General features: G+C 72.5%; 37 protein-coding genes and 1 pseudogene. 18 read left to right on the top strand and 20 right to left on the bottom strand.

The window, feature by feature from the left end; translation table 11 throughout:
• Positions 1-73: 73 nt before the first annotated feature.
• Positions 74-943, top strand: a complete 870-nt coding sequence (folP, locus tag OG494_RS16030) for a dihydropteroate synthase (RefSeq protein ID WP_328456430.1) — start codon at positions 74-76, stop codon at positions 941-943.
• Entirely contained in the window at positions 940-1683 is a 744-nt protein-coding gene (locus tag OG494_RS16025) for a pyrimidine reductase family protein (protein ID WP_328458951.1), read from the top strand. Before folP ends, OG494_RS16025 begins: the two co-directional genes overlap by 4 nt.
• Here the strand turns inward: OG494_RS16025 and OG494_RS16020 are convergent.
• Complete coding sequence (locus OG494_RS16020) at positions 1640-2485, bottom strand: alpha/beta fold hydrolase (RefSeq protein ID WP_328456428.1); 846 nt, start codon at positions 2483-2485, stop codon at positions 1640-1642. The genes OG494_RS16025 and OG494_RS16020 overlap by 44 nt on opposite strands.
• Positions 2486-2541: 56 nt before the next feature.
• Positions 2542-3294, bottom strand: a complete 753-nt coding sequence (locus OG494_RS16015; protein WP_328456426.1) for an SDR family NAD(P)-dependent oxidoreductase — start codon at positions 3292-3294, stop codon at positions 2542-2544.
• A gap of 85 nt (positions 3295-3379) precedes the next feature.
• Between OG494_RS16015 and OG494_RS16010 the strand changes: the two genes are divergently transcribed.
• The gene (locus OG494_RS16010; RefSeq protein WP_328456424.1) at positions 3380-4216 is read left to right on the top strand and encodes a helix-turn-helix transcriptional regulator; all 837 of its coding nucleotides are present in this window, start codon (positions 3380-3382) and stop codon (positions 4214-4216) included.
• On the opposite strand, the gene OG494_RS16005 is transcribed toward OG494_RS16010, so the two are convergent.
• The gene (locus OG494_RS16005) at positions 4213-4491 is read right to left on the bottom strand and encodes a WhiB family transcriptional regulator (RefSeq protein WP_328456422.1); all 279 of its coding nucleotides are present in this window, start codon (positions 4489-4491) and stop codon (positions 4213-4215) included. The genes OG494_RS16010 and OG494_RS16005 overlap by 4 nt on opposite strands.
• 439 nt (positions 4492-4930) lie before the next feature.
• Here OG494_RS16005 and OG494_RS16000 point away from each other — a divergent pair, with 439 nt between their 5' ends.
• Both OG494_RS16000 and OG494_RS15995 read left to right on the top strand, forming a co-directional pair.
• Complete coding sequence (locus OG494_RS16000; protein WP_328456420.1) at positions 4931-5263, top strand: FAD binding domain-containing protein; 333 nt, start codon at positions 4931-4933, stop codon at positions 5261-5263.
• Positions 5264-5495: 232 nt separating this feature from the next.
• Positions 5496-5639, top strand: coding sequence for a 2Fe-2S iron-sulfur cluster-binding protein (locus tag OG494_RS15995; RefSeq protein WP_328456418.1), 144 nt, complete (start codon positions 5496-5498; stop codon positions 5637-5639).
• Between the two features lie 322 nt (positions 5640-5961).
• Here OG494_RS15995 and OG494_RS15990 read toward each other — a convergent pair whose 3' ends face one another.
• Positions 5962-6123, bottom strand: a complete 162-nt coding sequence (locus OG494_RS15990) for a hypothetical protein (RefSeq protein ID WP_328456416.1) — start codon at positions 6121-6123, stop codon at positions 5962-5964.
• 96 nt (positions 6124-6219) lie between these two features.
• Between OG494_RS15990 and OG494_RS15985 the strand changes: the two genes are divergently transcribed.
• Positions 6220-6618, top strand: a complete 399-nt coding sequence (locus tag OG494_RS15985; RefSeq protein WP_328456414.1) for a hypothetical protein — start codon at positions 6220-6222, stop codon at positions 6616-6618.
• 6 nt (positions 6619-6624) lie between these two features.
• Here the strand turns inward: OG494_RS15985 and OG494_RS15980 are convergent, their stop codons facing one another.
• Positions 6625-6804 (bottom strand): hypothetical protein, encoded by a 180-nt coding sequence (locus OG494_RS15980; RefSeq protein ID WP_247052670.1) that lies wholly within the window; start codon positions 6802-6804, stop codon positions 6625-6627.
• A 26-nt stretch (positions 6805-6830) separates the two neighbouring features.
• Positions 6831-7043 carry a hypothetical protein gene (locus OG494_RS15975; protein ID WP_328456411.1) on the bottom strand — a complete coding sequence of 71 codons (213 nt, stop codon included), beginning with the start codon at positions 7041-7043 and terminating at the stop codon, positions 6831-6833.
• Between the two features lie 82 nt (positions 7044-7125).
• Between OG494_RS15975 and OG494_RS15970 the strand changes: the two genes are divergently transcribed.
• Complete coding sequence (locus OG494_RS15970) at positions 7126-7401, top strand: hypothetical protein (RefSeq protein ID WP_328456409.1); 276 nt, start codon at positions 7126-7128, stop codon at positions 7399-7401.
• A 4-nt stretch (positions 7402-7405) separates the two neighbouring features.
• On the opposite strand, the gene OG494_RS15965 is transcribed toward OG494_RS15970, so the two are convergent.
• The 3 genes from OG494_RS15965 to OG494_RS15955 are packed head-to-tail and all read right to left on the bottom strand — an operon-like array spanning position 7406 to position 8660.
• Positions 7406-7813: an OsmC family protein gene (locus tag OG494_RS15965; protein ID WP_328456407.1), complete on the bottom strand. Its 408-nt coding sequence runs from the start codon at positions 7811-7813 to the stop codon at positions 7406-7408.
• Positions 7792-8181, bottom strand: a complete 390-nt coding sequence (locus OG494_RS15960; RefSeq protein WP_328456405.1) for a hypothetical protein — start codon at positions 8179-8181, stop codon at positions 7792-7794. The genes OG494_RS15965 and OG494_RS15960 overlap by 22 nt, the downstream gene beginning before the upstream one ends.
• Positions 8178-8660, bottom strand: a complete 483-nt coding sequence (locus OG494_RS15955) for a VWA domain-containing protein (protein ID WP_328456403.1) — start codon at positions 8658-8660, stop codon at positions 8178-8180. The genes OG494_RS15960 and OG494_RS15955 overlap by 4 nt, the downstream gene beginning before the upstream one ends.
• Positions 8661-8689: 29 nt before the next feature.
• On the opposite strand from OG494_RS15955, the pseudogene OG494_RS15950 reads away from it, so the two are divergent.
• The 3 genes and pseudogenes from OG494_RS15950 to dmpG form a co-directional block, all read left to right on the top strand.
• Positions 8690-9166 (top strand): annotated as a pseudogene (locus tag OG494_RS15950) (LysR substrate-binding domain-containing protein); the annotation flags it as partial.
• A gap of 64 nt (positions 9167-9230) precedes the next feature.
• Complete coding sequence (locus OG494_RS15945; protein ID WP_328456401.1) at positions 9231-10130, top strand: acetaldehyde dehydrogenase (acetylating); 900 nt, start codon at positions 9231-9233, stop codon at positions 10128-10130.
• Positions 10127-11158 carry a 4-hydroxy-2-oxovalerate aldolase gene (dmpG, locus tag OG494_RS15940; RefSeq protein ID WP_328456400.1) on the top strand — a complete coding sequence of 344 codons (1032 nt, stop codon included), beginning with the start codon at positions 10127-10129 and terminating at the stop codon, positions 11156-11158. The genes OG494_RS15945 and dmpG overlap by 4 nt, the downstream gene beginning before the upstream one ends.
• A 122-nt stretch (positions 11159-11280) precedes the next feature.
• Here dmpG and pip read toward each other — a convergent pair whose 3' ends face one another.
• Entirely contained in the window at positions 11281-12216 is a 936-nt protein-coding gene (gene pip, locus OG494_RS15935; protein WP_328456399.1) for a prolyl aminopeptidase, read from the bottom strand.
• Positions 12217-12344: 128 nt separating this feature from the next.
• Between pip and OG494_RS15930 the strand changes: the two genes are divergently transcribed.
• On the top strand, positions 12345-13364 hold the full coding sequence (locus OG494_RS15930) for a hypothetical protein (protein ID WP_328456397.1): 1020 nt from the start codon (positions 12345-12347) through the stop codon (positions 13362-13364).
• 41 nt (positions 13365-13405) lie between these two features.
• Here OG494_RS15930 and OG494_RS15925 read toward each other — a convergent pair whose 3' ends face one another.
• On the bottom strand, positions 13406-14914 hold the full coding sequence (locus OG494_RS15925) for an FAD-dependent oxidoreductase (RefSeq protein ID WP_328456395.1): 1509 nt from the start codon (positions 14912-14914) through the stop codon (positions 13406-13408).
• Between the two features lie 65 nt (positions 14915-14979).
• On the opposite strand from OG494_RS15925, the gene OG494_RS15920 reads away from it, so the two are divergent.
• Complete coding sequence (locus OG494_RS15920; protein WP_328456393.1) at positions 14980-15603, top strand: TetR/AcrR family transcriptional regulator; 624 nt, start codon at positions 14980-14982, stop codon at positions 15601-15603.
• Between the two features lie 647 nt (positions 15604-16250).
• Here the strand turns inward: OG494_RS15920 and OG494_RS15915 are convergent.
• Entirely contained in the window at positions 16251-17252 is a 1002-nt protein-coding gene (locus OG494_RS15915; RefSeq protein WP_442874416.1) for a methyltransferase, read from the bottom strand.
• 34 nt (positions 17253-17286) lie between these two features.
• Positions 17287-18171, bottom strand: coding sequence for a LysR family transcriptional regulator ArgP (locus OG494_RS15910; RefSeq protein WP_442874482.1), 885 nt, complete (start codon positions 18169-18171; stop codon positions 17287-17289).
• Between the two features lie 70 nt (positions 18172-18241).
• Between OG494_RS15910 and OG494_RS15905 the strand changes: the two genes are divergently transcribed.
• Entirely contained in the window at positions 18242-18844 is a 603-nt protein-coding gene (locus tag OG494_RS15905; RefSeq protein ID WP_328456389.1) for a LysE/ArgO family amino acid transporter, read from the top strand.
• An 8-nt stretch (positions 18845-18852) separates the two neighbouring features.
• Here OG494_RS15905 and OG494_RS15900 read toward each other — a convergent pair whose 3' ends face one another.
• The 3 genes from OG494_RS15900 to OG494_RS15890 are packed head-to-tail and all read right to left on the bottom strand — an operon-like array spanning position 18853 to position 20434.
• Complete coding sequence (locus tag OG494_RS15900; protein WP_328456387.1) at positions 18853-19347, bottom strand: methylated-DNA--[protein]-cysteine S-methyltransferase; 495 nt, start codon at positions 19345-19347, stop codon at positions 18853-18855.
• The gene (locus OG494_RS15895) at positions 19347-19724 is read right to left on the bottom strand and encodes a hypothetical protein (protein WP_328456385.1); all 378 of its coding nucleotides are present in this window, start codon (positions 19722-19724) and stop codon (positions 19347-19349) included. The genes OG494_RS15900 and OG494_RS15895 overlap by 1 nt, the downstream gene beginning before the upstream one ends.
• Entirely contained in the window at positions 19721-20434 is a 714-nt protein-coding gene (locus OG494_RS15890) for a 2OG-Fe(II) oxygenase (RefSeq protein WP_328456383.1), read from the bottom strand. Before OG494_RS15890 ends, OG494_RS15895 begins: the two co-directional genes overlap by 4 nt.
• Before the next feature lie 184 nt (positions 20435-20618).
• Here OG494_RS15890 and OG494_RS15885 point away from each other — a divergent pair, with 184 nt between their 5' ends.
• Positions 20619-20882, top strand: coding sequence for a hypothetical protein (locus tag OG494_RS15885; protein WP_328456381.1), 264 nt, complete (start codon positions 20619-20621; stop codon positions 20880-20882).
• Here the strand turns inward: OG494_RS15885 and OG494_RS15880 are convergent.
• From OG494_RS15880 to OG494_RS15865, 4 genes are read right to left on the bottom strand one after another with little or no spacing between them, the layout of a single operon-like run.
• Positions 20863-21456: a methylated-DNA--[protein]-cysteine S-methyltransferase gene (locus tag OG494_RS15880; protein WP_328456379.1), complete on the bottom strand. Its 594-nt coding sequence runs from the start codon at positions 21454-21456 to the stop codon at positions 20863-20865. The two genes, OG494_RS15885 and OG494_RS15880, sit on opposite strands and share 20 nt — an antisense overlap.
• Positions 21453-21935, bottom strand: coding sequence for an RNA polymerase sigma factor (locus OG494_RS15875; RefSeq protein ID WP_328456377.1), 483 nt, complete (start codon positions 21933-21935; stop codon positions 21453-21455). Before OG494_RS15875 ends, OG494_RS15880 begins: the two co-directional genes overlap by 4 nt.
• 44 nt (positions 21936-21979) lie before the next feature.
• Positions 21980-22759, bottom strand: a complete 780-nt coding sequence (locus tag OG494_RS15870; RefSeq protein ID WP_328456376.1) for a putative protein N(5)-glutamine methyltransferase — start codon at positions 22757-22759, stop codon at positions 21980-21982.
• Positions 22760-22778: 19 nt separating this feature from the next.
• Positions 22779-23288, bottom strand: coding sequence for a L,D-transpeptidase (locus OG494_RS15865; RefSeq protein ID WP_328456374.1), 510 nt, complete (start codon positions 23286-23288; stop codon positions 22779-22781).
• A gap of 136 nt (positions 23289-23424) precedes the next feature.
• On the opposite strand from OG494_RS15865, the gene OG494_RS15860 reads away from it, so the two are divergent.
• From OG494_RS15860 to OG494_RS15845, 4 genes are read left to right on the top strand one after another with little or no spacing between them, the layout of a single operon-like run.
• Entirely contained in the window at positions 23425-24159 is a 735-nt protein-coding gene (locus OG494_RS15860) for a transglycosylase SLT domain-containing protein (RefSeq protein WP_328456372.1), read from the top strand.
• Position 24160: 1 nt separating this feature from the next.
• Positions 24161-25198, top strand: a complete 1038-nt coding sequence (locus OG494_RS15855; RefSeq protein WP_328456370.1) for a CHAP domain-containing protein — start codon at positions 24161-24163, stop codon at positions 25196-25198.
• The gene (locus tag OG494_RS15850; protein ID WP_328456368.1) at positions 25195-25464 is read left to right on the top strand and encodes a YbaB/EbfC family DNA-binding protein; all 270 of its coding nucleotides are present in this window, start codon (positions 25195-25197) and stop codon (positions 25462-25464) included. Before OG494_RS15855 ends, OG494_RS15850 begins: the two co-directional genes overlap by 4 nt.
• Entirely contained in the window at positions 25461-25847 is a 387-nt protein-coding gene (locus OG494_RS15845; protein ID WP_328456366.1) for a hypothetical protein, read from the top strand. The genes OG494_RS15850 and OG494_RS15845 overlap by 4 nt, the downstream gene beginning before the upstream one ends.
• Positions 25848-25866 lie beyond the last annotated feature (19 nt).

Below are 25866 nucleotides of genomic sequence, written 5' to 3'. Positions count from 1 at the left end.
GAGCACCTCGGGAGAACGGTGATCGCCTATGCTCGGTGGCAGCCACGTTCGTCCTGCACGGGAGAGAAACCGCATGCCGATCCACGACCTCGTCTTCCGGGGACGGCGCCTCACCAGTGACAACGCACTGGTGATGGCGATCGTCAACCGGACCCCGGACTCGTTCTACGACAACGGGGTGACGTTCGAGGAGGAGCGGGCGCAGGCGGCGATCGGCCGGGTGCTCGACGACGGCGCCGCCGTGATCGACATCGGCGGCGTGCCGGCCAGCCCGGGCCCCGAGGTCACCGTCAAGGAGGAGATCGCCCGGGTCGTGCCGACCGTGGCGTGGGCCCGCGAGCACTTCCCGGACGTCGTGATCAGCGTCGACACCTACCGCGCCGAGGTCGCCGACGCCGTGTGCCGGGCCGGCGCGGACCTGATCAACGACAACTGGGCCGCCTACGACGCCGAGATCCTGGACGTCGCCGCGGAGCACGGCGCGGGCTACATCTGCGCCCACACCGACGGCCTCGACCCGCGCACCGACCCGGTGAAGCCGGTGTACGACGACGTCGTCGCGTCGGTGATCGCCGACACGACCGAGCTCGCCGAGCGGGCGGTCGAGCGCGGCGTCCCGCGCGAAGGCATCATGATCGACCCCTGCATCGACTTCTCGAAGAACACCCACCAGTCGCTGGCCGTGCTGCGCAACGTCGACAAGCTGGTGGCCACCGGGTGGCCGGTGCTGATGGCGCTGTCCAACAAGGGCGTCGTCGGCGAGACGCTCGACGTCGGCATGGACGACCGGGTCACCGGGACGCTGGCCGCCACCGCGCTCGCGGCCGCGCACGGCGCCGCGATGTTCCGGGCGCACCAGGTCCGCGAGACGCGGCACGTGGTCGAGATGATCGCGAGCATCGTCGGCACCCGCCCGCCGAAGAACGCGGTGCGGTGGCTGTGAAACTCCAGCAGATCTGGCCCCCCGAGAGCGTCCGCGAAATCGGGCGGGACGACCTCGAAGCCCTCTACCGCTTCCCCGACGTCGCGAAGTGGCTGATCGTCAACTTCGTGTCGAGCACCGACGGCGCGATCACCGTCGCCGGCCGCTCGCTCCCGCTCTCGACCGAGCCCGACCGGGTCGTGTTCAAACTGGGCAGCGACCTCGCCGACGTCGTCCTGCTCGGCGCCGGGACCGCGGTGATCGAGGAGTTCGACGGCGTGCACCCGGACGAGGAGACCGCGGACCGCCGCCGGCGGCACGGCCTCGAGCCGGTCCCGCCGATCGCCGTCGTCACCACCGGCCGCGGCCTGCCGCCCGACGCGCCGGTGATCACCCGCGCCGCCGTGCCGACCATCGTCATCACCAGCGAGCGGACGCCGGAGAACCAGCGGGACGCCTGGACGGCGGCGGGTGCCGAGGTGATCGTCGCGGGGGAGGAGACGGTCGCGCTCGACCTCGCCGTCGCCGCCCTGACCGAGCGCGGCTTCCGCCGGATCGACTGCGAAGGCGGGCCCCGGCTGTTCGCGTCGCTGGCCGAGGCGGGCCTGGTCGACGAGTTCCGGCTGACGGTCGCGCCGTTCCTGGTGGCCGGGACGGCCGATCGCGCCGCCGTCGGCGGTGCCTTCGATCCGCTGAAGCTGGACCTCGACACCGTGCTCACCGACGGGTCGAGCCTGCTGACGCGTTACCTGGTGCCGTAAGGCCGTCCTCGCCGCTCGGCGTGCCCGCGACCTCGCGGACGGCCGCGGCGACCGCGCCGAAGTCCTTGCGCAGGATCGCGCCGTGGTTGCTGGTGACCTTCGCGCTCACCTCGATGTGCGGGTTGCGGGCGACCGCGGCGTCGAGGCCGGCGCGGATCCGCTCCTGCTCGTCGCCGCGGCTGCCCAGCGACGTCCCCGACGCGACCACGAACCGCGTCGGGACGGTGATCGCGTCGAGCACCGGGCCCAGCTCGCGTTCGCGGGAGAGCACACCGATCTCGATGTTGCTCTCGGCCTGCTGTTCGGCGCTCATCCGCGGCGCCAGGCCGGTGGGCCGCAGCACCGGCAGGAACCAGCTCATCCGCTTGAACAGCTTGCGGATCCGCTGCTCCATGGCGTCGTCGAGCCAGTCGTACGGGAAGGCGCCGTCGACCAGGACCGCGCCGATCGTGCGCGCCGGGTTCCGGGCGGCCCAGTGTGCGCCGACCAGCGCGCCGTAGGACCAGCCGACCAGCAGCGCCCGGTCCACACCCCGGGCGGCGAGCACGGCGTCGACGTCGCGGACGGCGACCTCGAAGGAGTAGTCGCCCGAGCGCTTCGACTTGCCGCGGGCCCGCTCGTCGTAGGTGATGTGCCGGAAGCCGTCGCCGAGTTCGGCGACGACCCGGCGCCAGTAGCCCTGGGTGGCGAACTGGCCGTTGAGGTAGACCACGGGGATGCCGGGCCCGCCGGTGTCGGTGACGGCCAGGGCCGTGTCGTCGATCTCCACCATGCCGGACCAGGTCGTGCTGTTCTTTGTCATGGTGTGACTATCGGAGGCTCGCCTGACACGGCCCTGACGCCGTCCTGACACGGCGATCAGACCGCGGTGCCGCCCGTGACCGGCAGCACGACGCCCGTCACGAAGGACGCGCGGTCGCTCAGCAGCCAGGCGGCCGACTCCGCGATCTCCTCCGGTGCCGCCGCGCGGCCCAGGGGAGTGCCCGCGACGATCCGGTCCACGATGCCGGGGTCGTGGCGGTTCCACTCGTCGACCATCTCGGTGAGCGTCAGGCCCGGGGCGATCGCGTTGACCCGGATCCCGGCCGGCCCGTAGGTGACGGCGGCCGACTCGGTGATGCTGTTGACCGCGCGCTTGGCGGCGCCGTAGGCGGGCAGGGCCGGGTTGCCGATCAGGCTGCCGACGCTGCTGGTGTTGACGATCGCCCCGCCGCCGGTGCGCTGCATGGCCTCGACCTCGGCCGACACGGCGTAGAACACGCCCTTGAGGTTGACCTTCATGACGAGGTCGAAGTCGTCTTCGGGGAAGCCGGCGATCGGGTGCGGCGGGACTCCGACGGCGCCGTTGTTGAAGGCGATGTCGAGCCGGCCGTGCCGCTCGACGACGGTGTCCACCGCGCGTTCGATGCTCGCGACGTCACCCAGGTCGGCGACGACGTAGGACGCGCCGGGCAGGTCCTCGGCGAGGGTCTTCAGGTCGTTCTCGGTGCGGGCGGCGAGGACGACGGTCGCGCCCTCCGCGGTGAACAGGCGGGCGGCCGCCGCGCCGATGCCGCGGCTGGCTCCGGTGACGAGGGCGATCTTGCCGGACAACATTCCGTTCTGGGTCATGACTCCACCGTGCGACGCCGGCGCGCACCCTGGCAGGCCCTGGCTGTACCTGGCAGGACCGGCGCGTCCGGGAGATGCTCGGAGCATGGACAAGCACGCACTCGGCCGGTTCCTGCGGCTGCACCGCGAGCGGCTGACCCCGGCGACGGTCGGCCTGCCCGCGGCCGGGCCGCGTCGCACGCCGGGCCTGCGCCGCGAGGAAGTGGCGCAGCTGGCGCACATCTCCACCCAGTACTACACGCGGCTGGAGCAGGCCCGCGGCCCGCACCCGTCGCGGCACGTGCTCGCCGCGCTCGGCCGGGCGTTGCGGCTCAACGACGCCGAACGGGACCACCTCTACACCCTCGGCGGGCAGCTCGCGGAGCCGCCGGGGCCGTCGGCCGACGTCCCGGACCGGATCATGGACCTGATCGAGCGGCTGCCGGACACGGCCGCGATCGTGCTCGACGCGAAGTACGACGTCCTGGCCTGGAACCCCCTCGCGGCGGCGCTCCTGGAGGACTTTTCGGCCCAGCCGCGCCGCGAGCGGAACATGATCCGCCGCTACTTCCTGCACCCGGACGCGGCCCGCCGGCACTACGGCATCAGCGGCGGCGGCGACTTCGGGGTCTTCGCGGCCGGCCACCTGCGCGCGGCCGCCGCCCGCTATCCCGACGACCCCGCGACCCGGGGACTCATCCGCGAACTGCTGCGCGGCAGCCCCGAGTTCGCCGCCCTGTGGCCGAGCCCCGAAGTCTCCGACCAGCGGCACCTGGTCAAGACCGTCGACCACCCGCAGGTCGGGCCGATCACCCTGACCTGCGACATCCTCGTCGTGCCGGAACGCGACCAGCATGTCGTGCTGTTCACCGCCGACGCCGGCACCCCTGCCCACGACGCTCTGCGGCTGCTCTCGGTGGTCGGACTCCAGCAGCTGGGCTAGATCCGGGTGGCGATCAGCTGCCGCAGCTCGCCCTCGCCCAGCCCGCCCCAGATGCCGTGCGTCTCCCGCACCGCGACGGCGTGGTCGAGGCACTGCAGCCGCACCGGGCAGCTCGCGCAGATCTGCTTGGCGAGGTCTTCCCGGCGCTTGCGCGCCATCCCGCGTTCGTTGTCGCTGTGGAAGAACACGCCGGCGTCCATCCCCCGGCACGCCCCGTGCATCTGCCAATCCCAGTTCTCGCTGACGACCGCCGGAAGCCGGGACACTTCGGACACCGGGACCACATCCCCTCGAGTTTCGGGCCGCGAACCGGCCACCAAGCGGCGGTTACCCGGTATCCGCGCTGATCACCCACGCCGCCGCGAAGATCACCCACGTGTGCTACGCCACGGCCTGCATCGAGGGTTAAGCGAAGGGCTATTCGCTCGTTGCCCCGCGTGTCGTCCAGGCGGACCATCCGATCACCTGATCGACGGCGGACGCGGGTACGCGTCATGCGGATCGAGTCCGACGGGCACAGCCGCGGCAATCCGCGGCTGTTCGAGCTCGTCGAGAACGCGCCGAAGGAAGGCCCGGGCCCGACCGTGTGGGCGTGGCCCCAGCTGATCGGTTTCCTCAAGGTGGCCGGGCAGCCGGTGGCCGGGCCGTGGCCGCCGCACCAGCGGCCGAGGAGGACGCCCTGCCGGTCGCCGTCCCGGACGAGGACTGACGCCGGTGTGCCCCACCCGGTTCTCCTACGAAGCCCCGCGCGACCTCGGCGAGGCGCTCGGCCTGCTGCGTGAGAGGCGGCCGACGATGGCCGCAGCGGCACCGCTCATCGCCGACCCGATCGTCCGCAACCGCGGCACGCTCGTCGGGTCGCTGTGCTACGCCGACCCGCAGGGCGATTGGGCGTCGGTGGTGCTCGCCCTGGACGGCTCGATCGTCGCGGCCGGCCCGGCCGGACGGCGCAGCATCCCGGCGCGGGACTTCGTGCTCGGCCCGTTGTCGGCGGCGCGACCATCGAGTGCGCCGACGCGGCCGCGGCCCTCGTGGGCGGTCCGCTGACCCCGGAGACGATCGAAGAAGCGGCGACGCTCGCCGCGGCGGACGCCCGGGCCGAAGTCCGACCACCGCGGCAGCGCGGGGTACAAGCGGCACATGGTGCACACCTTCGTGGTGCGCGCACTGGAAGGGACCACCCGATGAGCCTCGTCCACGAAGTCCGCGACGAACCGGCCGCGGGCGTCCCCGAACGCCGGATCACGGTGACCGTAAACGGCCGCCGCAGGGTGATTGAGTGCGAGCCGCGGCTGCTGCTGCACACCTGCTGCGGCAGGGGTTGCGGCTCACCGGCACGCACATGGGCTGCGACACGACCAGCTGCGGCACCTGCACGGCGCTCGTCGACGGCACGCCGGTGAGGTCTGCACCCCCGGCATGATGCTCGCCGCGAAGGCGTTGCTGGACCGCGATCCCGATCCGTCCGAAGAGGACGTCCGCTGGGCGCTGTCGGGAACCGGGCGTTCGCGAACGCCGACCGGATCTCCAAGCTGCGCCCGCACTACCCGGTGGCCCGCCCGGCCTCGGGCACCCGCCGTTGCCGCCTGCACGACGCGGTCGGCTTCGCGCCACGTTGAGCCGTTTTGCCCTTTTCGTGCGGGACCCGCTGGTAGCGTCCAGGCGATGCGGGTGTGGTGGTGCGGCTTGGTCCTGACGGCGGGAGTGATCCTGGCCGCGTGCGGCAGCGGCCGGTCGGGCAACGGTCAGGTGGTGCCACCGTCGACGACCGTGGTCCGGTCCACTTCGGAGTCCCCGGTGACGACGACCACCCCGCCGGTGTCACCGACGACGGCGCCGGACGACCCGACCACGCGGGCCCACACGACGACGGTGACCACGAAGAAGACGACCACACACCGCCGCACGACCACCCGCCGCCGACCGGGTTAGGGAGCATCGCGATCCGGGCACGGTTTCCGTGATCCGGTAACTTCCCGGGCGAACCGGGCGACCTCGCAACTGTGAAGGCATGGTTCCCGGCAACGCTGCTCACGGCCGCCGTTCTGGCGGCCGGCTGCAACGCGGCCCCGGCGACCGCCCCGGCACCCGTGGCGCCGCCCACCTCCACGACCGTCGTGACGGTGCAGCAGACGCCGGCCGCGACAACGATCACGCTGCCGCCGACTTCGGTTCCGGTCACGACCTCACCGCCGAAGGCGACGGCCAAAGCACCGGTCCGGAAGGCCACACCGACCCGCAGGGCGCCGCAGTACGGCTACCAGTGCCGGGACGGCGACGAGGCGAAGTACGAAGTCTGCGCGGGGCACAAAGCCTGGGTGGACGGCCAGCGGGAGTTCACCGACTGCCTCGACGGCGGCGGTACCTGGGACGTCGACACCCAGCGTTGTGTGCGCCCCTGAGGAGGCTCAGTCGGTGTCCGCCGCCTCTTCGGCGTCCCCTTCGCCGCCGTCCTCGACGGCTTCCACCTTGTCCGGGGTCGCGTCGGCGATGCCGGTGTGTTCCGCCTGCTCGGCGGCCTCCTTGGCTTCCTTGATGCTTTCCCGGACCTCGGCGAGCTGTGCTTCGCCTGCGGGTTGATCGGTCACGACGACTCCTCGGTCGGTTGTGGCGCTCAGCGGCCCCTGAGCTGCGGTTTCGCCAGGCCCAGCGCGGCGCAGACGATCAGGACCACCGCCAGCACCGCCACGATGATCTCCAGGGCCGGCATCCGCGCGGCGGACATCGACAGCGTGACGATGCTCGACACCAGCAGCAGGACGCCGGCCGCCATGCTGAGCCAGCAGAGCGCCGTGGTTCGCGGGATGACGTGCCAGCGTGTGGCCATCGAACCTCCTCGGTCGGGTCTTCGCGGTGAGTTGCCCCGAACCCCCGGTGATCAAACCGGCGGGAATCCGACGTCACCCGAGTTGTCGCGAAACCGCCGCCCGCTCGGCACGTTCGTCGGGCAGCTCGCCGGCTGGCGGACGGCGTTCCTCCTGCTCGCCCTGCCGAGCCTGGCCGCCACCCGGGCGGCCGTCCTCAAGAACCTGCTCCGCCGCCCGGGAGTCCGAAGTGGACTCGTGGTGACGTTCCTCGTCGCCGCGGCCGCCGGGCTGCTGCCGTTCGCCGGCCCGGCCGGCGCGTTCGTGCTGCTCATCGGGTGGGGGCTGGGCTACGGCGCGGTGCCCTGGTCGCGGCGGTGACGGTTCAGGGCACGCGGCGCACCGTCGCCCCGGCCCGCAGCGCGCGCGGGATCTCGGCGACGGCGTCGACCGCCGCCAGCAGCCGGTCCAGGTCCGCGGCCGGCGCGGGGGAGTCCAGCTCGACCCGGTAGCTGATCCCGGTGGACGTCCAGGTGCGCGGGTCGAACCCGCCGCCGGCCGTCACGCGGACACCGGTCAGCTCGATGCCCAGGGGTTCCGCCTCCCGGTACAGGTCGTTGAGGACGCACCCCGCCGCCGCGAGGTTCAGCAGGTGACCGCCCGTGAAGTCCGTTTCGACGCTCACGCCCGCGGTCGTCCACCGGTGCGGGAACGTCACCCCGCTGACGCTGCGCAGCGAACCCGCTCCCGCGACGACCTCGAACGCCGGTGTCACCGGCTGTGCCCGATCCATTCGTCCTCCCAGGCGTGTTCGTACCGTTCGCGGTTGCAGCGCGGCCGGTACACCGCTGTCAGCTCGCGGACGATCTGCTCGCGGTGCGACCGCAGCCCGCCCGGCGGATCGTACGTGCAGATGTGCACTTTCCACCGCGAACCCGCCCGGGCGATCCAGCACGGCGCCCGCGGGTGCCGGAACGGGAGGCGCTCGGCGGCGAGGTCGTCGGCCTGCCCGACGTAGATCACGGCGTAGCGGTCCGGGCGGGCTTCGGCGTCGGGGCGGCACAGGATCGCGTAGACGGCTGGACCCCGCCGGCGGGTCCAGCCGCCGAGCAGCCGGGGGCCCTCGAACGGGTAACCCGCCGCCGTGCCGAGGCGGATCACGAACGCTCCAGCGCGGGCAGCAGCGCCGCGAGTTCCTCGAGCCCGCGCAGGTCCTGGCCGGACACCAGGACGTCGGCGTGCGGCCGCACCACGCTCATGCCGAGCGCGCCGGTCCCGGGGTGCGGGTTCGTCCACACGAGACGGTGGCACAGCCGGGCCAGCCGCTCCACCACGCGCGCCAGGACGTCCGGGTCGCCGCGGTCGAGGCCGTCGGAGCAGACGACGACGATGCCGCCGCGGCACCGGCCCCGCCGCCCCCAGGTGCGGACGAACTCGGCCAGCGACGCGCCGATCCGCGTGCCGCCGTCCCAGTCGAAGACGGCTTTCGCGGCGCGGTCGAGGGCCTCGTCGACGTCGCGGGTGCGCAGCTCGTCGGTGATCCGCGACAGCCGCGTGACGAAGCAGAACACTTCGACGTGCGTGGTCGCGCGGCCCGCCGAGTAAGCGAACTGCAGCTGGGCTCGCGAGTAGTCGGCCATCGCCGAGCGTCGAAGGCGGGCAGGGTCTCGACAGCGTGCCGATCTTCCGCGGCTCGCTGGTGGTGGTCGGTTCGCCGCACGGGCGGCACCAGGGCAGCCCGGCGCACTGGCCGTGGCTGCTCGACCCGGCGGGCGCCGACCCGGGCAGCGACACCGGCCGGCTGCTGCGCGCTCTCGGCGTCGCGGACGACGCGATCCAGGTGTTCCCCAACCAGACGGCGGCCTGGTCGGCCGCGGCCAGCGGCGGGGGAGTGTCGGTCGCGCTGGAACACCTGGTCGCGCCGCAGCTGCGGCGCAAGGAGCTGACGGTGGTCCCGACCCGCGCGACCCCGGTGCCGGCGTGCTGGTTCGTGACGACGTTGCCGACGGACCGCCGCACGGGCGTGGCCAACTCGCTGCGGCACTTCCTGGGCACGCCGGGGGCGATGCACGTGATGCGGGCGCCGGGCAGTGGCGTGCCGCCGTCCCGCTTCCGGCCGCCGGTCTACGTGACGATCTGGAGCTGACGGCGTTCCGCTCGCCGGAACACCGGGCTGTCCCGCGGGCCCGGCCCGGTGCGACGGTCGGAGCATGGCTCCCGTGATGGCGGCGATCGTCGGCCCCGGCAACATCGGCACCGATCTGCTGGCGAAGCTGCGACGCAGCGAGGTTATCGAAGTCGGTTACGTCGTCGGCGTGGTCGAGTCCGACGGGCTCGAACGCGCTCGCGCGCATGGGATCGCGGCGTCCGCCGAGGGTGTCGACTGGCTGCTGCGCCAGGACCCGTTGCCCCAGCTGGTGTTCGAGGCGACGTCGGCGAAGGCGCACGCCGCCAACGCGCCGCGCTACGAGGCCGCCGGCATCCAGGCGATCGACCTGACCCCGGCGCACCTCGGCCCGATGGTGTGCCCGCCGGTCAACCTCGGGGCGCACCTCGACGCCCCGAACGTCTCGATGATCACCTGCGGCGGCCAGGCCACGATTCCCATGGTGCACGCGGTTTCCCGGGTGACGCCGGTGCCGTACGCGGAGATCGTGGCGTCGGTCGCCTCGCGCGGCGCGGGCCCCGGGACACGGGCCAACATCGACGAATTCACCCGCACGACGTCCGGCGCGGTGGCCGAGATCGGCGGCGCCGGGCGTGGCAAGGCGATCATCATCCTCAACCCGGTCGAACCGCCGATGATCATGCGGGACACGGTGTTCTGCGCGATCGGGATCGACGCGGACCGCGACGCGATCACCGCGTCGATCCACGCGATGGCCGACGAGGTCCGCGAGTACGTCCCCGGTTATTCGCTGCGCGCCGACCCGCAGTTCGACGACGCGCGCGAGGAGTGGGACGGCCACGCGCGCGTCGGGATCTTCCTGGAGGTCCGCGGCAACGGCGACTACCTGCCGGAGTACGCCGGGAACCTCGACATCATGACCGCCGCGGCCGCCCGGGTCGGCGAGCTGATGGCCCGCGCGAAGCAGGAGGTCCTGGCATGAGCCGTCCCGAGTTGAAGCACGACGTCCGGATCGTCGACACCACGCTGCGCGACGGCAGTCACGCCATGGCGCACCGCTTCACCGAGCAGCAGGTCCGCGACACGGTGCGCGCGCTGGACCGCGCCGGCGTCGAGGTGGTCGAGGTGACCCACGGCGACGGCCTCGGCGGATCGTCGTTCACGTACGGGTTTTCCGCCGTCGACGAACTGAAACTGATCGCCGCGGCGCGCGAAGAGGCGAAGCAGGCGAAGATCGCGGTGCTGCTGGTGCCCGGCATCGGCACCGCCGAAGACCTGCGGCGCGCGTCCGACGCGGGCGCGGAGATGGTCCGCGTCGCGACGCACTGCACGGAGGCGGACGTCTCGCCGCAGCACTTCGGCCTGGCGCGGGAACTGGGCATGGAGACGGCCGGGTTCCTGATGATGGCGCACCGCACCCCGCCGGAGGACCTGGCGAAGCAGGCCCGGATCATGGTGGACGCGGGCTGCCAGGCGGCGTACGTCACCGACTCGGCCGGCGCGCTGCTGATGCACGAAGCCCGCGCCCGGTTCGAGGCGCTGGTCGCCGAAGTCGGCGACGAGGCCTGGGTCGGCTACCACGGCCACCAGAACATCTCCCTCGGCGTGGCGAACTCCGTGCTGGCCTACGAAGCCGGGGTCCGCTACATCGACGGGTCGTTGTGCGCCCTCGGCGCCGGCGCGGGCAACTCGCCGACGGAAGTGCTCGCGGCGGTGTTCGACCGCCTGGAGGTCGACACCGGCCTGGACGTCGGCGGGCTGCTGGACGCCGCCGAGGAGATCGTCCGCCCGTACCTGCAGCGCTGGCCGAAGATGGACCGCAACGCGATAGTCCAGGGCTGGGCCGGGGTGTACTCGAGCTTCCTGCTGCACGCCGAGCGCGCGGCGGAGCGGTACGGCGTGCCGGCGCAGGCGATCCTGCGGAGGTGTGGGGAACTCGCGTTGGTGGGCGGGCAGGAGGACATGATCATCGACGTCGCGGTGCAGCTGGCCGCCGAGGGACCCGGGTGAGAGGTTTCAGCGGGCGAAGTCCCGAGGAGACATGACTGCTCTCCTCGGCCCCGGCTGGTGGCCCGTTCGCTGGGGCCCGGCCGGGCTGTCACCCACCGCGTGGCCGTTCACCGCGATGTCGGTCACCCGGCGAACCGGTCCAGCGCGCCGAGCGTCCAGGCGCGCTTCACCGGGCTGCCGCGGTGCCCCGATCCGTCGTCGATCAGCAGTTCCGCTCCCGGCCACGCCTGCGCCAGCTCCCACGCCGTCGTGACCGGGCAGCTCAGGTCGAGGCGGCCGTGGACCAGCACACCCGGGATGTCCGCCAACAGCCCGGCATCGCGGATCACCGCGCCTTCCTCGAGCCAGCCCGCGTTCGCGTAGTAGTGGGCCGTCAGCCGCACGAACGCGCGCGTCGCGGCGTCCGGCGGTCCACTGTGGACGCGTGGCGTCGCGCCCGGCTCCAGGGACAGCACGGTGTCCTCCCACTCCCGCCAGGCGAGAGTCGCGCGTTCCCGTCGGGCGGGGTCGTCCAGCAGCCGGACGTAGTCGGCCACGACGTCGGCGGATCCGCCGCTGAACCGTTGCCACGCCTCCGGGAAGAACCGGCCGACCCCGCGGTAGAGCCAGTCGATCTCCGACCGCCGTGTCGTGCTGATCGCGCTGAGCACGATCTCCGACACCCGGTGCGGGTACCGCTGCGCGTAGACCAGCGCGAGTGTCGTGCCCCACGAGCCGCCCGTCAGCAGCCAGCGCTCGATGCCGAGGTGCTCGCGCAGCCGTTCCAGGTCGGCGACGAGGTGGTCGGTGGTGTTGTGTTCCAGCGACGTCGCGGGATCGGCGGCGTGGGGGAGGCTGCGGCCGCAGCCGCGCTGGTCGAGCAGCACCGCGCGGTAGCGGGCCGGGTCGAACACCCGCCGCATCCCCGGTGCGCAGCCCTGGCCGGGGCCGCCGTGCAGCATGACCGCCGGCTTGCCGTCCGGGTTGCCGCAGGTCTCCCAGTACACGCGGTGCCCGTCGCCGACGTCGAGCAGGCCGTGGTCGTACGGCTCGATCGGCGGGTACAGCTCGGTCGTCAACGCGCCCCCCGTGTCCTCTCCTGGTCACTGTCCGGATCTGACCGCTATCGCTGCGCACCCGGGCGCGGCAGGATCGATCCGGGGTGATGATCATTCCGGGTCGTCGCCGCTCACACGAGGGGATTTTGATGAAACGCAGGATTCTCGCCGCGGTCGCGGCCTGCGCGGCCGGGCTCGCCGGCCTCGTCGGCGTCGCGCCGCAGGCCCAGGCGGCGACGGCGGTGACGTTCACCCCGCGCACGGTGACCTCGCCGCACGAGACGCAGTACGTCGTCGCGCTGGGGTCGGTCCAGCTGTCGATGACCGCCACCCAGACGGCGTACGTCTATTCGACCTTGCGGGTGAACAACGCGTCGAACACCACCCTCGCCGACAACGAGGTGCGCTGCGCCGGCCCCGGCGGCTGGACCAAGAACGAGGTGCTCGGGCAGAACGTGCTGATCACGAGCGCCGACGCCCCGGCGTCCCTGCGGGACATCGGCGTCACGACCCGGTTCCTGGTGCACCCGGGCGCGGCCGGCACCGTCACCTGCACGACGTACCTGCGCAGCGCCAACCTCGGGCTGGGCAACTCGACCATGCGGCTGGTCGGCGGCGAGCTGAAGTTCGCCGACACCAGCGTCGGCAACACCACGGCCGGCGCCCCGATCCAGGCCGACGACGGCGACACGCCCACCGGCCGCGTCAGCGCGCTCAACTCCACCGACAAGACGGTCCGCGAGCCGGCCATCGACGTCTTCGAGACCGCGCCGGTGACCGGGCTCAGCGTGTTCGGCGACATGGAACTGATGGCCTGCTACCCCGAACCGGCCGGCTACGACTGCCCGGTGAACCAGATGACCGCCAAGGTGACGTTGTTCGTCAACCAGTGGAAGGCCGACGGCACGGTCTGCAAGTCGGACGCGTCCGCGACCGGGACGGCGGTCGTGCGCCGCGACGTCCACCACCTGGTGGTGCCGCTCAACACCCACTTCACGGCGGCGACCGGCAACGGCTGCGTCCCGAAGTTCAACTTCTACGTCAAGACGGACTGGCTGTCCGGCTCGACCGGGGCGGTGCAGATGGCCGCGAGCGGCCTGCCCGACGCCGTCGGCTCGACGGCGACGCACAACGACGCGATGAGCCACACCTTCGCCGTCACGTACTGATCCGGCGGGGCGCGCCGGCTTCCCGGCGCGCCCCTGCGGGGTCAGGCGGGTTCGCCGAACCACCGGCGCAGCGCGGCTTCCAGGCCCGCGGTGCCGCCGTCCTCGGTGGCCCAGGCGATGTGCCCGTCCGGCCGGATCAGGACGCCGGTCAGGGCGGGCTCGCTCTTCGCGGTCAGCACGCCGACCCGATCGGCCCAGCCGCTCGCCGTCTCGCGCAGGTCCGTGGACTCCGCGAGGTCCAGCAGCAGACCCTTGCCGTCCTGGAGGTGCTCGCCGAGCCGGGTGCCGTCGGCGAACGCGAAGTCGGGGGCGGCGCGGCCGGTGAGGTCGTGCTCGCCCTCGATCGGGTAGCGGTGCAGCACGCCCGAGAGCTTCTTGGCCAGGTACGTCGCGCCGTCGCCGGTGTGGAGCAGGTCGGTGACGACGTGGCGCAGCGCCTTCGCCCGCGCGTCGGTGCGCATCAGCGCGATCTGCGCCCGCGTCCACTCGAGCACCCACTCGCCGATCGGGTGCCGTTCGGTGGTGTAGCTGTCGAGCAGGCCTTCGGGCGCCCGGCCGCGGATCGTCGCGGCCAGCTTCCAGCCGAGGTTGACCGCGTCACCGATGCCGAGGTTGAGGCCCTGCCCGCCGAACGGCGAGTGCACGTGGGCCGCGTCGCCCGCCAGCAGGACCCGGCCGCGGCGGTAGGTGCTCGCCTGCCGCGCGTTGTCGGTGAAGCGCGTCGCGGTGTGCACCTTCGTGACGCGAACGTCCACTCCGGACACTCGCCGCAGGCTGTCTTCCAGCTCCCGCGTGGTGATCGGCGCGTCGCGGTCCTCGGGCGGGCCGTCGAACTCGACGGTCAGGATCCGGCCCGGCACCGGCCCGTGGACGTAGATGCCGTGGTCGGTGTGGTTCCAGCCGGTGCGCAGGTTGTCGGCGCCGGTCAGTTCGACCAGCGCCTGCCGCCCGGTGACGGCGGGGTCGGTGCCGGGGAAGTCGAACCCGGCCCGCTTGCGCACCAGGCTGCGGCCGCCGTCGCAGCCGATCAGCCAGCCCGTGCGGATCTCGTCGTCGCCCAGGTGGACGGTCACACCGTCGTCGTCCGCTTCGAACCCGGTCACCTCGACACCGCGGCGCACCTCGACACCCAGCTCGGCGGCGCGTTCGGCGAGCAGGGCCTCGATCGCCTGCTGCCGGACCACGACCACCCCGGCCGCCGGGCCGACGTCACGGAACGCCGGATCGTCGAAGTGCACGCCCGCCGAGCTCACCATGATCCCGGCGAAGTGCCCCACCGGCGGCACCGGTTTCCCCGCCGGGGCGCCGCGGCCCTTCAGGAACTCCTGCATCCGCGCGAAGTCCTCCTGCATCAGCGCTTGCAGCGCCGGCAGCATGCCGCGGCGGTAGAGCGCCTCGGCCGTCGGCAGGTTGATCGACCCCGCCTTGATCGTCTGGTCCGGTTCGGGCAGCCGTTCGGCGACGAGCACGTCGACGCCCGCCATGCGCAGTTCGCAGGCGAGCATCAGGCCCACCGGTCCGCCCCCGGAGATCACCACATCCCTGTTCATGGTTTCGATGATGCCGACAAACTTTTACCGAGTCAAACTTTGTGCTCGGTCTATACTCTCGGTTCATGGCGGATCACGGACTGCGCGAGCGCAAGAAGCGGGCGACCCGGCAGCTCATCGCGGACATCGCGAGCGGCCTGTTCATCCAGCGCGGCTTCGAAGAGGTGACGGTCGCGGAGATCGCCGAGGCCGCCGGCGTCTCGAAGATGACGGTCTTCAACTACTTCCCCCGCAAAGAGGACCTGTTCCTCGACCGCCACGCCGACCGCCTGGCCGACCTGGTCTCGGCGGTCCGCTCCCGCCCTCCCGGTGTTTCGGCTGTCGCCGCGTTGCGACGTCACCAGCACGAGCTGCTCGCCGCCGGCCACCCGCTGTCGGGCGCGATCAAGGGAGCGTCGGGCTTCTGGTGGGTCCTGCGCTCGAGCCCGGCGCTGATGACGCGGTTCCACGAGCAGGAACGCGAGATCGCCGAAGCGCTGGCGGAGGTCCTGGTGGAGGAGACCGGCGAAGCCCTGCGAGCCCGCACGGTGGCGGCATTGCTGACGACGGCGATCAGCACGATCTTCGCGAACGCGGTCAGCAGGCTGGTAGCGGGCGACGAGGAGGCCGAGGTCCAACGCGACCAGGTGGCGGTGATCGATCAGGCATTCGACCTGGTGGAACACGGAGTGGCCGACTACCCGGGCTGAGTCTTTTTCGTGCGCGGCGGCCGACGAATGCACGGGTCGACCGGCCAAGCCGCGGCGGCGCGGTTCGTGTGGCGACTACCCGGCCTGAGCATGCCCGATGGCGGTTTGTGCGATCGGGGCCGTCCGGTGCCTGGCCGTCCGGTTGCCGTAGGGACTTCTCCAGCCCCCGTGCCGGCCAGCGCCGCGGCTGGTGTGCCCCAACACGACGGCTGGAGCGGCCGACACGGCGTCCCGAGCGGCCGACATCGCGAACTGGAGTGGCTGACGTGGACCGGATCGTGCAGGGAGCGCTGACGAACGCGCTGAGCCACGGCATCGGCCCGGTCGAGTTGGAGCCGGCGACCGGGGTAGCCAAGGCGGCGGCCGGGGTGGCTAACGCGGTGGCGGGGTGGCTAGCGCGGCGACCGGGGTGGCCAACATGGCGACCGGGGTGGTCAACGCGGCGACCGGGGTGGCCAACATGGCGACCGGAGCGGCTAGCGCGGCGACCGGAGCGGCTAACGCGGCGACCGGGTGGCCAACATGGCGACCGGAGCGGCTAACGCGGCGACTGGAGTGGCCAACATGGCGACGGGAGCGGCTAACACGGCGACCGGAGCGGCCAACACCCGGCGGGCGGGGCGGCTGACGCGGCGGACTGGAGTGGGCTAGTTCGGCAGGGCGAGCCGGAACTCGAGGATGCAGCGCTCGCCGGGCGGTGTTGTCACCTCTTCCAGGATCAGGCCGTGGGCGGCCGCCAGGGTGCGGAACTCGTCGACCCGGCGCTCGCGGCCGCCGTAGGACACCAGCATGACCAGGTCCATTGCCGTGTCGGCGCGTAGGTCGCCGACTGCTTCCACCACCAGGATGCGGCTTTGCGGGTGAGCTGCCCCGGCGCAGCGGGCCAGGATGCGGCCGGCCTGCTCGTCGTTCCAGTCGTGGAGGATGTCGACCAGGAGGTAGGCGTCCGCGCCCGGGGGGAGCGGGTCGAAGAAACTGCCTCCGGTGACGTCCGCTCGTTCGGTGAGGTCGTGCGCGGCGAAGGTGCGCTCGGCGTCGGCTGCTGTGGGTGGGAGGTCGACCAGGTGGCCGCGCAGGCCCGGGTGCGCGGCCAGGATCGCGGCGAGCAGGGTGCCCTGGCCGCCGCCGATGTCGGCCAGCGTGGTGAAGCGGGACCAGTCGAATCCCGCGACCAGGTGCGGGAGCTGTTCGCGGAACCGTTGGGTCATCTGCCGGTCGAAGGACTCGCGCAGGTGCGGGTGCTCGGCGAGGTCGGCCCAGAAGTCCCGGCCGTAGCGGCGCGAGTAGGCTTCGCGGCCGGTCGTGATGCTGTGGGCCAGCTCGACGAACGCCAGCTCGCCGCGGCCGCCCGCGGTGTCCAGGTGCAGGAGGGTGGCCAGGTTGTTCCCGGCGCCGGCGCGGAGGTTCGCGCCGTACTCCGTGGTCCGGTAGCCGTGCGGGGTCCGTTCGACGACGCCGAGCGTCGTGAGGTGGCCCAGCAGGAGATCGAGCGCGACCGGGGAAACGTCGAGTTCCGCCGCGAGCCGGTCGGCGGTGTCGCTGCGGTCGGAGAGCCGGTCCGGCAGGCCCAGGGTCACGGCGACGCGCAGCGCCATCGGCGTCGCCAGGCCGGCCAAACGGAGGATTTCGGTCGTGTCTTCGCGTCCCACGACGACCCACTTTGCCAGGCCGGTCAACCGGAATTCAGCGCAACGCGCCCTTCGCGCCCTTCGCGACGGCGTCCGCCACGGCGGCCAGCGCGGGGGAGTCGAGCTTCCACTGCTGCCAGTGCAGCGGGACGTCGAGCGGGCGGTCCGGGACCAGGTCCACCAGCGCGTCGCCGCGTGGGGCCGCCTGGATCTCCGGGACCATGCCCCAGCCGAGGCCGGCCGCCACCGCGTCCACAAAGGACTGTGACGCCGGGATGTGGTGGCGCACCAGCGTGAAGTTCCGGCGGCGGGTCAGCCCCCGGAGGAACCGGTCTTGGAGGTCGTCCTTGCGGTCGAACATGATCACCGGCGCCGTCGGCAGGAGGTGGGGGAGCGGGCCGCCGGTCAGGCGCCGCTCGATGAACTCGGGCGACGCCATCGCGCGGTAACGCATCCGGCCCAGCCGGCGGGACGTGCAGCCCTGCACCGGCTGCGGCGCCGCCGTGACCGCGGCCATCACCAGGCCTTCGCGCAGCAGCGCCGCCGTGTGGTCCTGGTCCTCACGTTGGACGTCGAAGCAGATACCGAGGTGTTCGGGCACGTCGGCGAGGGCGGGCAGGAACCACGTCGCCAGGGAGTCGGCGTTCACCGCGATCGTCAATGTCCGCGTGCCGTCCTCGCCGAGACCCAGTTCGCCGAGCGCGTCCTGTTCCAGCTGGGCCAGCGACCGCGCGAACCGGACCACGACCTGGCCCGACTCGGTGAGCCGCACCGGTTTCGTGCGCAGCAGCAGGACGCGGCCGGTGCGCTGCTCCAGGGCCTTCACCCGCTGGCTCACCGCGGACGGCGTCACGTGCAGCACCGCCGCGGCGGCGTCGAAACTCTGCTCGTCGACGACGGCGAGCAGCGTCCTGACCTGGTCCAGCGGTAGATCCGACATCACGATCGCTAATGTTACGTAAGAATCTTTAGCTGGAGTAATGCGGCCGTCGGCGCTTAACGTCGGTGACGTGCTCGCTCTCCTCCTGGCCGGGTTCAGTACCGGCCTGTCCCTCATCGTCGCGATCGGCTCCCAGAACGCCTTCCTGCTGCAGCAGGGCCTGCGCGGGGGCGTTGTCGCGCCGCTGGTCGTCATCTGCGCGGTGTCCGACCTGGCGCTGATCGGGCTCGGGGTCAGCGGGATCGGCGCCGTCCTCGGCCGGTGGCCGACCGCTATCGGCGTGATCGCCGTCGGCGGCGGCCTGTTCCTGCTCGGCTACGGCGCCATCGCCGCGCGGCGCGCGTTCCGGCCGGCGGTCCTGAATGTCGGCGACGAACGCACCCCGCTGCGCAAAGCTGTCCTCGCCTGCCTCGGCTTCACCTGGCTCAACCCGCACGTGTACCTCGACACGGTGCTGCTGCTCGGCTCGATCGCGGTCGCCCACGGCGACGGCCGCTGGCTCTTCGGCCTCGGCGCCTGCGTCGCGAGCGCGGTGTGGTTCAGCGCCCTGGGGTTCGGCGCCCGCCGCCTGGCCGGGGTGTTCGCCCGGCCGGCGGCGTGGCGGGTGCTGGACGTCCTCATCGCGGTGACGATGACCGGCCTCGGCGTGTCGATGGTGCTCAGCCGCATCTGATCACCCGATCACCACAGTTGGCCGCGGTCTTCGGCCGGCGGGCGCTCCAGCTCCAGCAGGAACTGCTTGCGCTTCAGGCCGCCCGCGTAGCCGGTGAGCTTGCCGTTCTTGCCGACGACGCGGTGGCACGCCACCAGGATGCTCAGCGGGTTGCGCCCGACCGCCGCGCCGACTTCGTGCGGCAGGCCGCCGACGGCCTTCGCCAGATCGCCGTACGTGGCCGTCTCGCCGTACGGGATCCGGTCGAGCGCAGCCCAGACTTCGTGTTGGAACTCGTCGCCCTCGGCGCGGGCCGGGACGTCGAACTCCGTGCGCTGCCCGGCGAAGTACTCCTTCAGCTGCCGGACGGCGTCCGGGAACGCCGTGTCGTCGCGCTCGCCGAACGTCGTGCGGTCCGGGTGGGTCCAGTGGTGCGGGAAGTACAGGCCGGTGACGACGCTGCCGTCGTCGTCGCCGACCAGGGTCAGCTCGCCGATCGGCGAGTCGATGATCGCGTGTTTCATCAGTTCTCCCACCTGCTGCCGTCCGCCCGCGCGCCACGCAGGCCGGGCGGCGGGCACTCTTCGAGGGCCGCCGTGCCAACCGTCCGATGTGGACTCCACGACGTCGACGCCGCCAGCCGCCGGGCCATTCCGGCCCAGCCGGCCGGGGTCGCGCTGACGACCCAGACGTCCGGCTCGGGTGCCGCGAACCGCCGGGCCTGGCGCAGCCACGACGCCGCTGTTTCCGGCCACACCACCGTCGCCAGGACCAGCCCGCCCCACGCCGCGGCGATCCGTGCTCCGTCGGCCCTGGACCCCGCGTCGGCCGCGGTGCCGAGCACGATGTGCCGGGCCCGGCCCACCAAGCGCACCATCGCTTCGAGTTCCGCGTCGGTCATGCCGCGTCGTGGAACACGAGCCCGAGCGTGTGCCGCTGCCCGGAGCGGACCGCCGAAACGCCGTGCCGCACCGGTGCCGCCGACCAGCCGCGCGCCGAGCGGACCGGACGGTCGCGGGTGGTGAACACCAGGCCGTGGCCCTGCGGGATGAGCGTCGCCGTGCCGCGCGACTGCGCTCGCGGCCGCTGCTCGACCAGCAGGAACTCACCGCCGGTGTGGTCGGTGGCCGGGTCGTTCAGGTTGATCACGACCTGCAGCGGGAACACCTTGTCCCCGTACAGATCCCGGTGCAGCGCGTTCCAGCCGCCCTCCTGGTAGCGCAGCAGGATCGGCGTCGGCCGGGCCTGACCCGCGTCATGACAGATCGCCAGCCACTCTTCGAGCGTGTCCGGCCACTCGGCGTCCCGGCCGAGCCGGGCGGCCCAGTCCCGGGCGATCGGCAGGAGCCGCGGGTACAGCGCCTCACGCAACGCGTGCACCGGTTCCGGGAACGGTGCGGCGAAGTAGTGGTAGTCGCCGTGGTCCCCGAACCGGTGGCGCCGCAGGTTGACCGTCGCCCGGAAGTGCTCCGGCTCGTCCCAGAGCGCGACGAGCTTCGCGCAGTCCGCGGGGGTGAGCAGCCGCGGCAGCAACGCGCAGCCGTAGTCGTCGACCTCGGTGGCCACCGCGGCCCAATCGGCCGAGGCGACGCGCTTCTCGAAAGTGCTCATACCCGGTAGACGCGTGGGCCGGGCGAAACGTGAGATCGGGTGATCTTCGCGGCCGGAGGGCTTCCGGGTCGGACGTCGGCCGTGTCGGCAAGCTCGGCGACGACCGTTTCGCGGTAGTGGTACGGCCTCATCGCCGCCGTGATCGTGGCGTCCCTCGTGATCCAGCCCGCGATGCTGTTCGCCGGTGGCGCCGACGCCAACTACCGTCGAGAGCAACCTGATCGTGCTGGCCACGGCGCTGGTCCTGGTGCGCCGCCCGGGTTTCGACGGCCGGGTGTGGCGGGTCGTCCGCCGGGACGCCCTGCCCGGCATCCTCACCACCGGCCTGGTGTTCGCGAGCGTCCTGGCCCGGCAGGTGCACCTGCCGGGCGCTCGCCGTGGTGTCCGCCCCGCTCTCCAAGCTCTACGACCGCACGGCGCCGCCTTGCTCAAGCCGCTTCCATCGTGAGCAGGATCCGTTTGGCCTCCTCGCCGCCGGCGTACTGGCCGTACGAGCCGTCGGAGCGGACGACCCGGTGGCAGGGGACCACCAGCGGCAGCGGATTCTTCGCGCACGCCGTGCCCACCGCGCGGACCGCCTTCGGGCTGCCCGCGGCCGTCGCGACCTGGGCGTAGCTCTCGGTGTGGCCGTAGCCGATCTCGGGCAGGTGTTCCAGCACCGAGAGCCGGAACCCGCGGGCCAGCCGGAAGTCCAGCGCGACGTCGAACTGCCGCCGGCCGCCGGTGAAGTACTCGTCGAGCTGGCGGGTGGCGGCCTCGAGGCGGGCGGGGGCGCGCAGGATGCGCGGGCTCACCAGTTCGGCCAGCTCGGCCAGCACGGCGTCGTGGCCCTGGCGATCGAAGGCCACCTTGACCAGACCCTGTTCGGTCGCGGCCAGCAGCAGCGGGCCGACCGGGGAGTCGAGGGTGCGGTAGGCGAGGTCCAGCAGGCCCTCGCGCTCGGCGGCGGCGGTCAGCCGCTCGTGCATGCGGTGCGGCACGACCTCGTAGGCGCCGGGAGGTGCCATGAAGATGTCGATCATGAGTGCGCTCCTTCCAAGCTCGCGGGATAGGTCGCCCGCAGGGCCTTGACGCCGTCGGCGGCCGCCCGGCGGGCGGCGTCCGTGGTGCCGCCGGTGATCTCCGCGATTTCGCGGTAGGGCAGCCCGGCCAGGTAGTGGTAGGCGACGGCGGCTCGCTGCTTGTCCGGCAGCCGCGCGAGCGCGTCCCACAGGTCGCCGTCCCATTCCGCGGCGCGGCCGGGCCGGTCCGGCACCTCGCCGACCGGCACGGGACTGCGGGCTTGGGCGCGGGTGACGTCGACGGCCTTGCGGTGCGCGATCGTGACGAGCCACGCTTGCACGTTCGCGTCCGGAGGCAGGTCGGGATACGCCTTCAGCGCCGAGAGGAAGGTTTCCGACCAGGCGTCTTCGGCGTCCGCCGGTCCGAGCACGGCCCGGCAGACCCGGAGGACCATCGGCCCGTGCTCGGCGACGACTTGCTCGAACGGTTTCACGATCACACCCTGTAGACGCATCCCACGCCGAAACGTGAGATCCGAGTCTGTCACGCGATCGAGTAACCGGTCACGACCGTGGCCCCGAGGTCCTCGGAACGGTGCACCCGCGCCCGCAAACCCGCCCCGGCGAAGACTTCCGTGAGGACCGGAGCCTGCCGCTCACTCGATTCGATCAGCAGGACGCCACCCGGGGCGAGCCAGTCCGGAGCGCCCGCGGCGACGCGGCGGGCGAGGTCGAGACCGTCCGCGCCGCCGTCGAGCGCGGTCAGCGGCTCGTGCAGCCGAGCCTCCGGCGGCATGGTCGAGACGGCGTCCGAAGGCACGTACGGCACGTTCGCCAGGAGCACGTCGACGCGGCCCCGCAGGGAGTCCGGCAAGGCGTCGTAGAGGTCGCCCAGGTGCACCTCGCCGGGCACGTTGACGCGAGCGCACGCGACGGCCGCCGGTTCGACGTCGGCCGCGTGCAGCTCACCGGGGGAGACCAGGGAGGCGAACGCGGTCCCGAGCGCGCCGGACCCGCAGCACAGGTCGAGCACGACCGGGGACGGCGGGGACAGCGAGACGGCGACGTCGACCAGGAACTCGGTGCGGTGGCGCGGCACGAACACCCCGGGCGCCACGGTGATCCGCAGGCCGTGGAACCCGGCCCAGCCGAGCAGGTGCTCCAGCGGGAGGCCGGCGACCCGGCGCTGGACCAGCGACTCGAGCTCGGCGGCCGTCGTCGCGGCGGCGAGCAGCAGGTCCGCCTCGTCCTCGGCGAACACGCAGCCGGCGGCACGCAGCTTCGAGACGACGGCGGCGTGGGAGGCGTGGGAGGTGTCGGGCACGGATCACCGTACCCGGCGATCAGGCCTGGACCTGCACCGCGTCGCCGACGCCGAGGCCGTCGAAGAACGCCGCCGAATCGGCGTCGGACAGGTGCACGCAGCCGTGCGACGGCGCGTCGAGCGGCCCGGCGTGGAACGCGATGCCGCCGGCGGCGAAGAACACCGAGTTGGGCATGTTCGTGCCGTAGACGCTGCTGTGGTGGTCCCGGTCCTTCCAGACGACGTGGAAGGACCCGGCCGGCGTCGCCTGGTCCGGCGGGCCGAACCCGGCCGGGACCGGGCCGCGCACCACCCGGCCGTCACGCAGCAGCCACGCCAGGTGCTGCGACAGGCTCACACACGCGCCGGTCGTGACGTCGCACGGCGGCGCGGGCGGCGGTGTGGTGCTGGCCGGGGTGGGGGTCGCCGAGGTGGTCGGCGGGAGCGTCGAAGGCTCCGCGATCAGGCTGGGGGTCGTCTCCCTCGGCGCGGCACAGGCCGCCGTGACCAGCAGGAACCCCAGCAGGGCCACCGCCCGCGTGCTGCGCATCCGTCGTCTCCTCGTTCGTGCGTCCGCAGTCCAGTACGGCTGAGCGGCCCGGAAGGTTGAGCCGGGCGTGCAACGGGCGTGTCCCTGCGTGCAGCGCGGCTACCGCGGCGGGTACCCGGGCGGTCAAGGTCGAACCATGACGAAGCTGAGCGCCGAGCAGATCGCCCGGCACGCCTACGACGCCGGGTTCCGCGGCCAGGGCCTGACCACCGCGGTCGCCGTCGCGCTGGCCGAGTCCGGCGGGCGCACCACCGCGCACAACGCGACCCCGCCGGACAACTCCTACGGCCTGTGGCAGATCAACATGCTGGGCGCGCTCGGCCCTGACCGGCGCCACCAGTACCACCTGAAGTCGAACGACGCGCTGTTCGACCCGGACACCAATGCCCGGGTGGCGAAGGACATCTCCAGCGACGGCAAGGACTTCACGCCCTGGTCGACGTACACGAACGGCGCCTACAAGGACCACCTGACCGCGGCGCGCAAGGCCGCCCAGGACGTCACGAAGCACCACGGCAAGCCGTCCCACGCGCAGTCCGGGGGCACGCCGAGCGGCGCGCTCCGGGTCGACGACGCGGTGCTGCACGCCTACGCCAAGCGCACCCACGGCGTCTCCGACGCCCTCGGCGGGGCGGCCGGGCACCTGGGCGACGTCCGGGACATCGCCGGGGACAGCTTCGGCAAGATCGGCAAGGAGTCCGGGTTCGCCGACGCGCTCGCCGGCTTCGGGCTGGCGCTGCAGAAGCAGGTCAAGGGCGTCGGCGCGCACGCCACGGGGCTGGCCACTGCCGCGCAGAAGGCCGCCAGGACCTACCGCGACCACGAGACGGCCACCGCCGCCGCCCTCGACGAGCACGCCCGACGGAGCTGACATGGACACGACCGCGCTCGCGCATTCGTTCGCGAAGGACCTCATCGCGCACCGCAACAAGCTCGCGGGGAAGGCGGAGGACGCCGTCCGCGCGGAGTACGCGCTCAACCGGGTGACGTCGTCACTGGACGACCAGCACACCGCCTACCACAAGGAAAGCACCACCGTCCTGGGGCAGTGGGACGGCCACGGTTCCGACGGCTTCAAGCACAACAGCGCGAAGCTGACGAAGGAGCTGAAGGTGACCGGCGCCGCGGGGGCGGCGGCCGAGAAGATCGTCGCGCACGTGGCGTCCACAGTGGACAGCGGGCACACGGCCGTGCAGCGGCTGGTCGACGAGTACACCACCAAGGCGAAGCAGCTCCTCGACGCCGGCACCGCCGCCGGGACGTCGGCCGCGTTGATGCGGGCCGTCGGGCACGCCGCCGACCTCGCGCCGCACTACACGCGGCAGTCGGCGTCGACGCTGCGGCACGTGGACGCCGAACTCAAGGCGGCGGCGAAGAAACTGCAGGCGTTGCGGAAGGACCTGACGCACGACGGCGTCATGGACAAAGCCGTGGCGAAGACCGAGGCCACGCACACAAAGCCCCACGGTGGCGGCACGAGCAAGGCGTCCGCGAAGGGCAAGGACGTCGTCCACGCGGCACGCATGCAGCTCGGCGTCCGCGAGAACCCGCCGGGCAGCAACAAGAACCCGTACGGGCCGACCGCCGCGTGGTGCTCGTCGTTCGCGACGGCGATGTGGCGCAAGGCCGGGGTGAAGATCCCGGTCCTGCCCTTCAGCGGCGACGTCTACCACTGGGGCCAGGAAAACGGGCACGCGTACGGCAAGAATTCGCTGCACGAAGCTCGCCCGGGTGATGTCCTGATCTTCGGCACCGGCCCGCAGAACACGTCGACGAGCACGCACATCGGCATCGTCGAGAAGGTCGACGGCGACAAGGTCACGATGATCGAGGGCAACTCCGGCGACGCCGTCCGCCGCAACACGCACACACTCTCGTCGTCGACGTTCTACGGAGGGGTCCACCCGTGATCACCGGAAAAGCCGCCGACCGGACGGTCGCCGTGGAGGTCGCGCCCGGCGGCGCGCTGCAGGAGCTGACGCTGGAGGCGTCGGCGCTCCGGCTCGAGCCGGACGAGCTGGCCCGCCGGATCCTGCTGCTCACCGCGGCCGCGTCGGCCCGCGCCACGGCGTCACTCCTGCACACCTTTCCCGAGGGTGACCTGGACGCGCTCGGGCTGAGCGCGCCCGGGGAGACGGCGGAAGACACGACGCCGGAAAGCTGGCGGGCCCAGTGAGCGCCGAGCGTACGGCCGTGGAACTGGCCGACGACGCCTTCGCGGCTCCCGACCCGGGCTACGGGGCCCGGCTGGCGTTGATCCGCGCCACGGCGGCCGCCGACGGCGTCTCGGTGATGGCGGATCTGCACGGCTGCCTGGTGGACCTGCGGTTCGACCGGTGGGAGCTGAACCGCTCGCCGGGGGAGCTGGCGGGAATGGTGAAGCGGCTGGCGGCCGACGCCGCGGCCGACGCGCTGCGGCAGGGACGCGAGGTGCTCGGGGAGCTGCTGCCCGAGGACGAGCCCGCCGATCGCGTGTGGGGGCCGGAAACGCGTCCCGTCCGGATGGCGCGGCTGGACCGGGAGGACGACTCCTTCATCCCGGCGACCTGGGCCACCTGACCGTCGTGAGTGTTCAGGG

This window comes from Amycolatopsis sp. NBC_00438 (assembly GCF_036026695.1).
In the GTDB taxonomy this organism is placed as follows: Bacteria; Actinomycetota; Actinomycetes; order Mycobacteriales; family Pseudonocardiaceae; genus Amycolatopsis.
This window is presented reverse-complemented; position numbering and strand designations above follow the sequence as displayed.

What these genes read in the sequence shown, in the direction of transcription:
- folP (WP_328456430.1), top strand. Translation starts at nt 74, where the DNA reads ATGCCGATCCACGACCTCGTCTTCCGGGGACGGCGCCTCACCAGTGAC.
- OG494_RS16020 (WP_328456428.1), bottom strand. Translation starts at nt 2,485, where the DNA reads ATGACAAAGAACAGCACGACCTGGTCCGGCATGGTGGAGATCGACGAC.
- OG494_RS16015 (WP_328456426.1), bottom strand. Translation starts at nt 3,294, where the DNA reads ATGACCCAGAACGGAATGTTGTCCGGCAAGATCGCCCTCGTCACCGGA.
- OG494_RS16010 (WP_328456424.1), top strand. Translation starts at nt 3,380, where the DNA reads ATGGACAAGCACGCACTCGGCCGGTTCCTGCGGCTGCACCGCGAGCGG.
- OG494_RS15975 (WP_328456411.1), bottom strand. Translation starts at nt 7,043, where the DNA reads ATGGCCACACGCTGGCACGTCATCCCGCGAACCACGGCGCTCTGCTGG.
- OG494_RS15965 (WP_328456407.1), bottom strand. Translation starts at nt 7,813, where the DNA reads ATGGATCGGGCACAGCCGGTGACACCGGCGTTCGAGGTCGTCGCGGGA.
- OG494_RS15955 (WP_328456403.1), bottom strand. Translation starts at nt 8,660, where the DNA reads ATGGCCGACTACTCGCGAGCCCAGCTGCAGTTCGCTTACTCGGCGGGC.
- OG494_RS15945 (WP_328456401.1), top strand. Translation starts at nt 9,231, where the DNA reads ATGGCTCCCGTGATGGCGGCGATCGTCGGCCCCGGCAACATCGGCACC.
- dmpG (WP_328456400.1), top strand. Translation starts at nt 10,127, where the DNA reads ATGAGCCGTCCCGAGTTGAAGCACGACGTCCGGATCGTCGACACCACG.
- OG494_RS15930 (WP_328456397.1), top strand. Translation starts at nt 12,345, where the DNA reads ATGAAACGCAGGATTCTCGCCGCGGTCGCGGCCTGCGCGGCCGGGCTC.
- OG494_RS15925 (WP_328456395.1), bottom strand. Translation starts at nt 14,914, where the DNA reads ATGAACAGGGATGTGGTGATCTCCGGGGGCGGACCGGTGGGCCTGATG.
- OG494_RS15920 (WP_328456393.1), top strand. Translation starts at nt 14,980, where the DNA reads ATGGCGGATCACGGACTGCGCGAGCGCAAGAAGCGGGCGACCCGGCAG.
- OG494_RS15910 (WP_442874482.1), bottom strand. Translation starts at nt 18,171, where the DNA reads ATGTCGGATCTACCGCTGGACCAGGTCAGGACGCTGCTCGCCGTCGTC.
- OG494_RS15900 (WP_328456387.1), bottom strand. Translation starts at nt 19,347, where the DNA reads ATGAAACACGCGATCATCGACTCGCCGATCGGCGAGCTGACCCTGGTC.
- OG494_RS15895 (WP_328456385.1), bottom strand. Translation starts at nt 19,724, where the DNA reads ATGACCGACGCGGAACTCGAAGCGATGGTGCGCTTGGTGGGCCGGGCC.
- OG494_RS15890 (WP_328456383.1), bottom strand. Translation starts at nt 20,434, where the DNA reads ATGAGCACTTTCGAGAAGCGCGTCGCCTCGGCCGATTGGGCCGCGGTG.
- OG494_RS15880 (WP_328456379.1), bottom strand. Translation starts at nt 21,456, where the DNA reads ATGATCGACATCTTCATGGCACCTCCCGGCGCCTACGAGGTCGTGCCG.
- OG494_RS15865 (WP_328456374.1), bottom strand. Translation starts at nt 23,288, where the DNA reads ATGCGCAGCACGCGGGCGGTGGCCCTGCTGGGGTTCCTGCTGGTCACG.
- OG494_RS15860 (WP_328456372.1), top strand. Translation starts at nt 23,425, where the DNA reads ATGACGAAGCTGAGCGCCGAGCAGATCGCCCGGCACGCCTACGACGCC.
- OG494_RS15855 (WP_328456370.1), top strand. Translation starts at nt 24,161, where the DNA reads ATGGACACGACCGCGCTCGCGCATTCGTTCGCGAAGGACCTCATCGCG.